8 protein-coding genes are annotated in these 9712 nt (G+C 72.6%); 2 read left to right on the forward strand and 6 right to left on the reverse strand.

Annotated elements, in window-relative coordinates:
• Window positions 1–148: 148 nt before the first annotated feature.
• Both ACWEF6_RS42180 and ACWEF6_RS42185 read right to left on the reverse strand, forming a co-directional pair.
• Window positions 149–3418 carry a glycosyltransferase gene (locus tag ACWEF6_RS42180; protein ID WP_449688083.1) on the reverse strand — a complete coding sequence of 1090 codons (3270 nt, stop codon included), beginning with the start codon at window positions 3416–3418 and terminating at the stop codon, window positions 149–151.
• 130 nt (window positions 3419–3548) lie between these two features.
• Window positions 3549–3836, reverse strand: a complete 288-nt coding sequence (locus ACWEF6_RS42185; protein WP_167385067.1) for a WhiB family transcriptional regulator — start codon at window positions 3834–3836, stop codon at window positions 3549–3551.
• A 264-nt stretch (window positions 3837–4100) separates the two neighbouring features.
• Here ACWEF6_RS42185 and ACWEF6_RS42190 point away from each other — a divergent pair, with 264 nt between their 5' ends.
• Window positions 4101–4862: a site-2 protease family protein gene (locus tag ACWEF6_RS42190; protein WP_449688089.1), complete on the forward strand. Its 762-nt coding sequence runs from the start codon at window positions 4101–4103 to the stop codon at window positions 4860–4862.
• A gap of 29 nt (window positions 4863–4891) precedes the next feature.
• Here ACWEF6_RS42190 and ACWEF6_RS42195 read toward each other — a convergent pair whose 3' ends face one another.
• The 4 genes from ACWEF6_RS42195 to mshB form a co-directional block, all read right to left on the reverse strand.
• Window positions 4892–5662, reverse strand: coding sequence for a hypothetical protein (locus ACWEF6_RS42195; RefSeq protein WP_449688084.1), 771 nt, complete (start codon window positions 5660–5662; stop codon window positions 4892–4894).
• A 78-nt stretch (window positions 5663–5740) separates the two neighbouring features.
• On the reverse strand, window positions 5741–6523 hold the full coding sequence (locus ACWEF6_RS42200; protein WP_449688085.1) for a hypothetical protein: 783 nt from the start codon (window positions 6521–6523) through the stop codon (window positions 5741–5743).
• The gene (locus ACWEF6_RS42205; RefSeq protein ID WP_449688086.1) at window positions 6516–6905 is read right to left on the reverse strand and encodes a hypothetical protein; all 390 of its coding nucleotides are present in this window, start codon (window positions 6903–6905) and stop codon (window positions 6516–6518) included. Before ACWEF6_RS42205 ends, ACWEF6_RS42200 begins: the two co-directional genes overlap by 8 nt.
• Window positions 6902–7744 carry an N-acetyl-1-D-myo-inositol-2-amino-2-deoxy-alpha-D-glucopyranoside deacetylase gene (gene mshB, locus ACWEF6_RS42210; RefSeq protein WP_449688087.1) on the reverse strand — a complete coding sequence of 281 codons (843 nt, stop codon included), beginning with the start codon at window positions 7742–7744 and terminating at the stop codon, window positions 6902–6904. Before mshB ends, ACWEF6_RS42205 begins: the two co-directional genes overlap by 4 nt.
• Window positions 7745–7856: 112 nt before the next feature.
• Between mshB and ACWEF6_RS42215 the strand changes: the two genes are divergently transcribed.
• Window positions 7857–9638: an ABC transporter ATP-binding protein gene (locus ACWEF6_RS42215; RefSeq protein ID WP_449688088.1), complete on the forward strand. Its 1782-nt coding sequence runs from the start codon at window positions 7857–7859 to the stop codon at window positions 9636–9638.
• Window positions 9639–9712 lie beyond the last annotated feature (74 nt).

Raw genomic sequence — 9712 nt, forward strand, 5'->3', positions numbered from 1 at the left:
TCCACAACCCGCCCCCTCAAACACCCCCATCCCTTTGAGCCGGGCCCGCAAGCCCGCGTCGTCACCCAGCCTCGCGCTGTGGGTTGCGGGCCCGGCTCAAAGCGATTTCACGGCCTCAGGCGACGGGATGACCACCCAGCTCCTTCGATTACGAGCGGGCTGGGACTGCCGTCAAGAGCGTGAACAACACCGCCGCCAGTTGGGCCAGCAGGAGCAGATTGCGCTCCGTTCCCGGGTACTCCACCGTTACCTCTGACGTCTCCTGCGGTACCGATACCGCCACCTGGTGGCCCCAGGCCGGGACGATCGGGACCGGTTTTCCGGCCACCGTTGCCTTCCAGCCCGGCTCCTGCTCGGCCGCCAGGACCAGGAGCCTTCCCGTTGGTCCCTCCGATACTCGGACGCGCACGTCCGGGAGGTCCGCCCGGACCGGGGCCACGCCCTGCGCGTTGCCCGGTGCGCCGCCTCCGGTGACCGCCGCCTTGGCCAGTTCCGGGGAGATCAAGATCACCTGGCCCGCCGGGGATACCAGGCGGAGCACGCCGCGGCCGTCCGAGGTCGGGGCCGCCACCGAGAGCAGGTCCTTCGCCAACGGTACGTACGCCCGCGGGTCGACTCCGGGCGGGAGCACCACGAACTGGACGCCCGCCGCCGCGGCCGCCGCCAGGGCTCCCTGGACCGCCGGTGCGTCTCCCTGGCCCAATGCCTTGCGCCACGCCGCCAAGCGGGCCGGGGTTCCCGGGGTCGGGGCCAATTCGTCGTCGCCGTAGTGCGGGAGGCGGCCGGCGATCTGGCGCGTTGCGTCCTGGGCCACGTCGAGCACCGATCGGCCGGAGGCCGCCAGCTCCGCCGAGACCTCGGGGGCCAGCGACGGCCGGTCGCCCGCCCGCAGCGGCCCCTGCGAGCCGACCACCACCGCGCCCGCCGCCAGGGCCAGGAACACCGCCGCGCCGGCCACCGCCATCACCTTCGGCAGCCATATCGCCGGGACCGCGGCCGTGCCGCCGCGCTGCCACGATCCGAGCACCACCCACAGCAGCCCGGCGCCGACGATCAGCAGCGGCACACCCACGTACCCGTGCGCCGGCGCGCCGCCCTGCATCGGGGGTGCCGTCACCAAGCGGACCAGGACCAGGCCGCCCGCGCCCAGTGCCGCGAGCGCGAACCCACCGGCCGCGAGCTTCGTCGGGCGGACGACCACTGCCACCAGGGCCGCCGCGATCACCGCGACGCCGATCGGCCAGGCTCCCGGGCCGCCCGGGTCGAGGCCGGCGAGGTCCGTGCCGGAGACCGGCGAGGCCGCTCCGCCGAGGCCCTGGACGAGCAGTTCCGGGTGCTTCAGCAGCACCGTCGGCCACGGCAGCAGCAGGGCCAGCGGCAGCAGCACCACGATCCCGACCGACGCGATCCGGCGCGCCAGCCCGGTCGGTGCGGGCAGCACGACGAACCCGATCAGCAGGCCCGCCAGCGCGAGGCCGTGCGCCAGCGGCGAAAACGCGCCGAGCAGCGCGACCCCGAACGCCGACAGCGCGGAGATGTGCAGCCAGCGCGTGTCCGCGTGCACGAGCAGCCCGGCGATGCCCGCGGCCACCAGCGGCAGCACCAGGTGCACCACGACGACGTCGAGGCGGCCCTGGGCCACGCCGGCCGTCGCGGCCGGCAGCAGCGCGTACGTCGCCGCGACGACCGCGCGGACCCAGCGGCGCACGCGCAGCCGCCTCGTCGCCGCGTACGCGCTCAACGCGGATAGAGGAATGTCGCCGATGAGGAGGATCGCCACCAGCGCGGCGGGCCCGCCGATCGGCGTGAACACCGCGCCCAGCGTGCCGAGCACCGGCACGGCGGCCGACGTCGGCGCGCCGGTGCCGCCCGCGATCGCGTGCCACGGTGTCAGGTACGACGTCCAGAGCTCCCCCAGCCCGCCGACCGGGAGCAGCTTGCCGCCGAAGAGGTCGAGGCCGAGCCGGGCGCGGTTGACGACCAGGCCGAGCGCGGTCAGGACGACGAGCAGGACCACGGGCGGCGCGAAGATCGTCGCCGCCAGTACGCGGCGGCGGTTCACCTCGACGAAGACGAGTTCGGGGTCCGGCTCTTCGGCTTCGGGAGCGTCTTCGGCGGCGGCTTCGACCGCCGGCGCCGGGGTTTCCGGCAGCGCCACGGCGACGAGCGTGCCCGGACGGCGCAGCCCGGACCCGCGCGAGCCGACGCCGCGCAGCGCGCCGGCGGGCAGCGCGTCCGGGCCGACCGGGCGGTTCTCGCGGGCGTCGAGCGCTTCGGGCGTCACCCACGCCGACTCGGGTTCGACCGTCTCGGGGACCCGGCCGAGCGCGACGTCGTTCTCGACGCCGCGGCGCACCAGGCCGACGACGCCGGCGCGGACGGCGTTGCGCAGCCGTGTCCAGCGTCCGGTGAAGAGCCCGCGAACCGTGCCCGGCCGCGGATTCCGCCGTCGGCGAGCGCGGGCGGCGCGCAATCCGCCGCGTCCACTGAGGAGGTACGCGACGGCGGCGAACTCGGCCCGCGCTTCCCCGGTGCGGCGCAGCAGGACGAAGGCCAGCGCGCGCAGCACCGCCAGCAGCGGGAGCCGGATCATGCCGAGCCAGAAGGAAAACGGCGAGCAGTTCACCAGGAACACGCGCAGCCCGTGGGCGCGGTTCGCGGCGGGCAGGGCGCCGGGGAGCACGTCCGCCGGACGCCGTCCGGTGGTCACCGCGCGGGCGTGGCGGACCCGGGCGAGCGGCACGGACAGCACCATCCCGCCGGCCGCGTTCGCGCGCCAGCCGAAGTCGAGATCCTCGCGCAGCAACGGGAAATCGGGGTCGAAGCCGCCGAGGGCGTCCCAGGCGTCGCGGCGCACGAGCGAGCCCGCACTCGGCACGGCGAGCACTTCCAGGGGGTCCTCGCCGGTCGTGGCGACCTGCTGGCGGTGCCCGGAGGCGTCGGTGGACAGGCCGGCTTCGACGATCAGCCGCGGATCGGTCCAGTCGAGACCGAGCGAACCGAGCACGGTGGCCGACGGTTCCTTCGTCGCCACGGTCAGGAGTTGTTCGAGGCAGTCGGGTTCGGGCGCGCAGTCGTCGTGCAGCAGCCACAGCCAGGAACCGGGGTCACCCCAGCGCTCGGTGGCGTGCGCGACGGCTTCGGCGACCGCGGCCGCGAAGCCGGTTTCACTCGACAGTGTGATGACCCCGGACAGCACGGGGGAAGAATCGAGCCCCGGGTCCTCGGCCGCTTCGGCGAGCAGCCGCGGGGTCGCGTCGGTGGACCCGGTGTCCACGGCGAGCACGTGCCGGGGCCGGACGCTGCTGCGGCGCAACGCGGAAAGCGCCAGCGGCAGCCAGTTTTCGCCGTCGTGACAGACCACAATGGCCAGAACGGGCGCGGTGCGCGGGACGGTCGGCGCGGCGGTGCGGGGCAACGAACGCTCCAGATCAGGCGGGGAGTCGGTGCGGCCACCCTACGGCCCCGGTCCGTCACCCGATGGTGAACCCACGTCTGTCCACCACGGCGAATCACCGGTGACGCCGAGCATCACCGGTGATTCCCGCTCAGACTGCGCGTTTCTTCAGCTTGCGGCGCTCCCGCTCGGACAGACCGCCCCAGATGCCGAAGCGCTCGTCGTGGGCCAGTGCGTACTCAAGGCACTCGTCCTTGACCTCGCAGCCCAGGCAGATCCGCTTGGCTTCCCTGGTGGAGCCGCCCTTCTCGGGGAAGAACGCCTCCGGGTCCGTCTGCGCGCACAGGGCGCGTTCCTGCCAATCCTGCTCTTCTTCGGTGGCATCGATGAGCTCGGTGAGATCTCCCAGAGCCTGCTCCGGGATCTCGCCCCAACCCATGACGTGCCCCCATTCCTTCCCATCGGCTTCCAACCGCACGTCCGCCTCCTCGCTCCCTAGCACTCCCCAGGCTGGCGGTGGTGAAACGACACTCGCCGTCCCCTCTCGGCGGCGAATGACATCACTGTGATTACACCCGTGTAGTGCGGTCAGGTCAAGCGGAGTAGCGAGTTCGGGGGACGTTCCGGCCCGATCGCGCAAGGGGACACGCCGGTAACTTCACACCGGGCATACGGAAGACTGGAGCACGTGCAGAAGTCAGCAGTGCGCCCCAGCCCGGTCTTCCTCGGCATCCTCGCGCTCACCGTCGCCGGTGGCGCCATGGCCGCGTTCGGTGACATCAACACCGTTTTCGTCCGCGACCGCGACCCGCTGCTCATCGCGGGCGTGGTGATCTTCGTCGCCGCCGGCTGGGTGGCGTCGCTGTCGCTGCACGAGTTCGGGCACGCGATGGTCGCCTACCGCGGCGGGGACTACAGCGTCGCCCACAAGGGTTACCTGACGCTGGACGTCCGGAAGTACACCGACCCCGTCCTGTCGATCATCCTGCCGCTGATCTTCCTCATCATCGGCGGCATCCCGCTGCCGGGCGGCGCGGTCTGGATCAACCGCGGGGCGCTGCGCTCGCGCGGGACGTCGTCGTGGGTGTCGCTGGCCGGGCCGCTGAGCAACCTCGCGGTCGGCGCGGCCCTGGCGCTGGTGGTCGCGCTGGTGCCGATGGCGGGCGGGCTCGTGATCGCGATGTCCTACCTGGCGCTGCTGCAGGTGGTGACGTTCCTGCTCAACATCCTCCCGATCCCGGGCCTCGACGGCTGGGGCGCGATCGAGCCGTACCTGCCGCCGCGGGCGCGTGAACTCGGCGCGCAGGTCCGGCCGTGGGCGCCGATCATCCTGTTCGCGCTCCTGTGGTTCTTCCGCCCGGCGAACAACGCGCTGTGGGACGGCTCGTACGCCATCTTCAACGCCTTCGGCGGGTACGTCGACGGCGCGAAGATCGGCTTCAGCGTGTTCCAGTTCTGGAACTGAGGTTTGCTGTGGGCTCCGCGCGGGAATGATCAGCGCGGAGCCGGCGCGTGCTCGGTCAGCCAGCCGTGCGCGCGCTGCCAGGCTTCCCGCAGTCCCGACCGCTCGCTCAGGTAGCTGCCCGCGACGCCGACGACCGGCACCTTGCCGATCGCACGGTGCAGGAACCGCCCGCGCGGCCGCTTTTCGAGCTCTTCGGTGAGTTCGCGCAGGCTCCGGCCGAGCCGCCACAGCGTGCCCGCGGCGGCACCGACGGTTGCCTTGCCGTGCTTGCGTTCCGACGCGGCGAGGTCTTCGGTCAGCCGGGCGGTGGCCCCGGCCTCGGCGGCTTCGTCGTGGCCGGCGGCGAGCCCGGGCGGGAGGTCCCGGCCGAACAGCACCCAGGCGATCAGCCGCACGCGGGTGCCGACGTCCGTGACGCCGTATTCCCCGGCGATGGCGCACAGCAGCAGTCCTTGCGACGCCGCGCCGACGGTGTCCTGCACCGGTACCCGGTCGGCGAGCGCGCCGCCAAGGCCGGGCACCGCGGTCAGCACCGCCGCGAACCGGCCGACGCGGTTCATCCACCAGCTCGACCGCTCGTGGCCGGTCATCCGCGCCCACGCGTCCGTGCCGGGCATCTTCACCGACGTCACCCCGTTGACGAGCTTCGCCTTCAGGCCGGACTCGACGCCGGCGAGGTCCTCCGCGCCGCGCGCCTGGAGCCCGAACGGATCGGCGTCCCGCAGCGAGTCGAGCACGGGCCCGCAGGCCCGCACGAACGGCCGCAGCACGGCCACGATCTGCCCGTCGGAAATGGTCACGGTTTGTTGTCCTTCCGGCCGCCGGAACCGGCGCCGGTGCGCCGGGCGTGGCCAGAGTCGGCGCCGCGACCGGCGTTGTTACGGAGTCCGGTGCTCGGTCAGCCAGACGTGCGCCCGCTTCCAGACCACGCGCAGGCCCGACCGCTCGCCGAGGTAGTCCCCCGCCGCCCCGACGACCGGCAGCATGCCCAGCGCCCGGTGGAAGAGATTGCCGCGCGGCCGCTTCTCCAGCTCCTCGGTGATCCCCAGCAGCCCGCGGCCCAGCCGCCACAACGTCCGGCCCGCCGCCTTCACCGTGGCCTTGCCGTGCTTCTTCTCCGACGCCCTCAGTTCCTCGGTCAGCTTCGCCGCTTCGTCCGCCTCCGCGGCTTCGTCGTGCTCCGCGTGCTTGCCCGCCGCCAGGTCCGGGTCGATGTCGCGCTCGAAGAGGACCCACGCGATGAGCCGCACCCTCGTGCCGACGTCGGTCACCCCGTACTCGCCCGCGATCGCGCACAGCAGCAGGCCCTGGGACGCCGCGCCGAGCGTGTCCTGGACCGGCAGGCGGTCGGCCAGCGCGCCGCCCAGGCCGGGGATCGACGTCAGCAGCGCCGTGAAGCGGCCGACGCGGTTCATCCACCAGCTCGACCGGTCGTAGCCGGTCATCCGCGCCCACGCCGCCGTGCCCGGGACCTTCACCGACGTCACGCCGTGGATCAGCTTCGCCTTCAGCCCCGACTCGACCTCGGCCAGGTCCTCCGACGCCCGCGCCTGCAGCCCGAACGGGTCGGACTCGCGCAGCGCGTCCAGCATCGGCCCGCACGCCCGCACGAACGGCCGCAGCACCGCCACGACGTGCTTGTCGGAGATCGCCTCAGCCACGTCCCGGTCCCCTTCCCGCCCGGCGCGGTGCGCCGCCCAGCACCATCGCGCCCGGCAGCGCGCTCGCGCCGAGCAGCAGCAACGCCCGCCAGTCCTGGATCAGCACCAGGTCACCGCCCGGGCCCAGCATCCCGACCCCGAACACGACGAGCACCCACACGGCCAGGGGTACCCACGAAAGCCCGGGCCGCACCAGCTTCGCCGTGGCCCACACCAGCCACGGCGTGGTGACGGCGCTTACGAGCACCGTCACCGGCAGCGGGACCACACCGATCCGCAGCGGCAGGAAGAACAGCTCCAGCAGAGCGAGCAGCACGGTGTCGACGACGAGCAGCGCGAGCAGCAGCCCCCGCTCGAGCGTCAGCCGCTCCTCCACGGTCACAGCCCGCCGAACAGGTCGTCCGCCGCGCCCTCGGCCGGGCCGTGCGCCAGGACGAAGAAGTCGCGCCCGAGGATCGGCTGGGCGAGCTCGTTCGTGAGCGCGAAGTACGGGAGGCTGTCGTCGACCACGGTGAGCTGTGTCGCGTGGGCGCGCAGGGCCGCCAGCTTCGCCGGGAGGTACGCGGCGACGTCGAGCACCGTCGTGATCTCTTCGTCGGGCGTCGCGGGCAGCTCGTCGTCGTCCGGGACGGTGAACACGGTGTCGTGCTCACGCAGCGCGGCCAGCCCGGCGCGCACCGCGTCCCGCGACGCGACCGTGTGGAAGACCCGCTCCACCGACTCCGCCCGCGGCGCCGCGGCCATGGTGATCTCGTGGGCGCGGATGTGGTCGGGGTGGCCGTAGCCGCCGAAGGCGTCGTAGGTGACGACGACCTGGGGCCGCACCTCGTCGATGAGCTTCGCCAGCTGCGCGGCCTGCTCGTCGATGCTGCCGCCGGTGAACGCCCGCGGGTGCGACGCCGACGGCGTGCCCGCCATGCCCGAATCGCGCCACCGGCCGAGCCCGCCCAGGTAGCGGTGCCGCGACACGCCCAGCGCGGCGCAAGCGGCCTTCAGCTCGGCGACGCGGTAGCCGCCCAGCTGGTCGGCGGCCCAGGCGCCCAGCCCGGCCAGCTCGGGCAGGCCGGCCATGACCTCGCCTTCCTCACCCAGCGTGCAGGTCACCACGGTCACCTCGGCGCCTTCGGCGGCGTATCGTGCGATCGAGGCGCCGGTGGTGATGCTTTCGTCGTCGGGATGGGCGTGGACGAACAGCAGCCGTCGGGATACCGGGGAGATCACGGGTTGAGCGTAATTCCCGTGCTCCGACCTTCGTCGGGGACACCCTCGGTTATCCTCGCGCGAGTCGCGACCGCCGCGTCGTGACCGTCTGTACCCCCACGAAGGGCATCTGGTGAGCACTGAAGCAACTTCGGCGGACGTCGCCGGCGTGTCAGGATCGGTCCTGTCCATTTCCGACCTCAGCGTGTCGTTCCAGACCGAGGACGGCGTCGTGAACGCCGTCAAGGGCATCGGGTTCGACGTGCAGCCCGGCGAGATCGTCGCCGTGGTCGGGGAGTCCGGGTCCGGCAAGTCCGTCACGTCGATGTCGGTGCTGGGCCTGCTGCCCAAGACCAGCCGGATCGCCGGCGAGCTGCGCCTCGGCGAGCGCAACCTGGCGGATCTCAAAGAGAAGGACATGCAGAAGATCCGCGGCAACCAGGTCGCGATGATCTTCCAGGAGCCGATGACGGCGCTGAACCCGGTCTACACGGTCGGCTGGCAGCTGCGCGAGGCCCTGCGGTCCCACCTCGACATCGCCAAGGACGCCGCGGACAAGCGCGCGGTCGAGCTGCTCGACATGGTCGGCATCCCGAACCCCGAGCTGCGGTTCAAGCAGTACCCGCACCAGCTCTCGGGCGGCCTGCGGCAGCGCGTCGTCATCGCCATGGCGATCGCGTGCGACCCGAAGGTGATCATCGCCGACGAGCCGACCACGGCGCTGGACGTCACCGTCCAGGCCGAGATCCTGGGCCTGCTGCGCAAGCTGCGGGACACCCTGGACACGGCGATCGTGCTGATCACCCACGACATGGGCGTCGTCGCCGACATGGCCGACCGCGTGATCGTGATGTACCAGGGCGAGATCGTCGAAGAGGCGCCGGTGCGCGAGCTGTTCGCGTCGCCGAAGGAGGACTACACCCGGCGGCTGCTGGCCGCGGTGCCGGTGCTCGGCCAGCGTCCCGAGGGGCGCCGCCTGCTCGACGACGCCGGCATCGCCAGCGACAGCACCGAGGCGGCCAAGATCGCCGAGGAGATCCGGCTGGCGGACGAAGAGCTCGAGGCCGTGATCGAGGAGGCCGCGCCGGCCCTGGAGATCAAGAACCTGGTGCTCGAGTACCCCGGCCGTCGCGGCCAGGGCAAGAACCGCGCGGTCGACGACGTCTCGCTGACCATCGCCAAGGGCGAGATCGTCGGCCTGGTGGGCGAGTCCGGTTCGGGCAAGTCGACGGTCGGCCGCTGCGCGATCCGCCTGCTCGACCCGACCGAGGGCACGGTGTCCATCGCGGGCAAGGACATCACGAAGATGTCGGCGAAGGAGCTTCGCCCGCTTCGCCGGTACTTCTCGATCGTGTTCCAGGACCCGGCGTCGACGCTGGACCCGAAGATGACGATCGGCGAGTCGATCGCCGAGCCGATGGTGCTGCACAAGGTGCTGTCCGGCAAGGAGCTGTCCGCCCGGGTCCGGTCGCTGCTCGACAAGGTCGAGCTGGGCGGGCACTACATGAACCGCTACCCGCACGAGCTGTCCGGCGGCCAGCGCCAGCGCGTGGCGATCGCCCGCGCGCTGTCCCTCGACCCGGCGCTGCTGATCGCGGACGAGCCGACGTCGGCGCTGGACGTGTCGGTGCAGGCCCGTGTCCTGGACCTGTTCCTGGACCTGCAGCAGTCGCTGCAGTTCGCGTGCCTGTTCATCAGCCACGACCTCGCGGTGGTCGACCTCCTGGCCGACCGCGTCGCGGTGATGCAGCACGGCAAGCTCGTCGAGGTCGGCACCCGTGACCAGGTGCTGCACTCGCCGCAGCAGGAGTACACGAAGCGCCTGCTGTCGGCGGCGCCGGTCGCGGACCCGGTGCTGCAGGCCGAGCGCCGAGCGGCCTGGGAGGCCGGCAAGCTGGCCCCGGTGGCCGACTGAGGCTTCTGGACGCACGGAAGGCCGCCCCCCCCACAGGGGGGCGTCCGGCGCTCGGGGACGGACCCCAACGGCCC

The sequence above is a fragment of the Amycolatopsis sp. NPDC004772 genome (genome assembly GCF_053601215.1).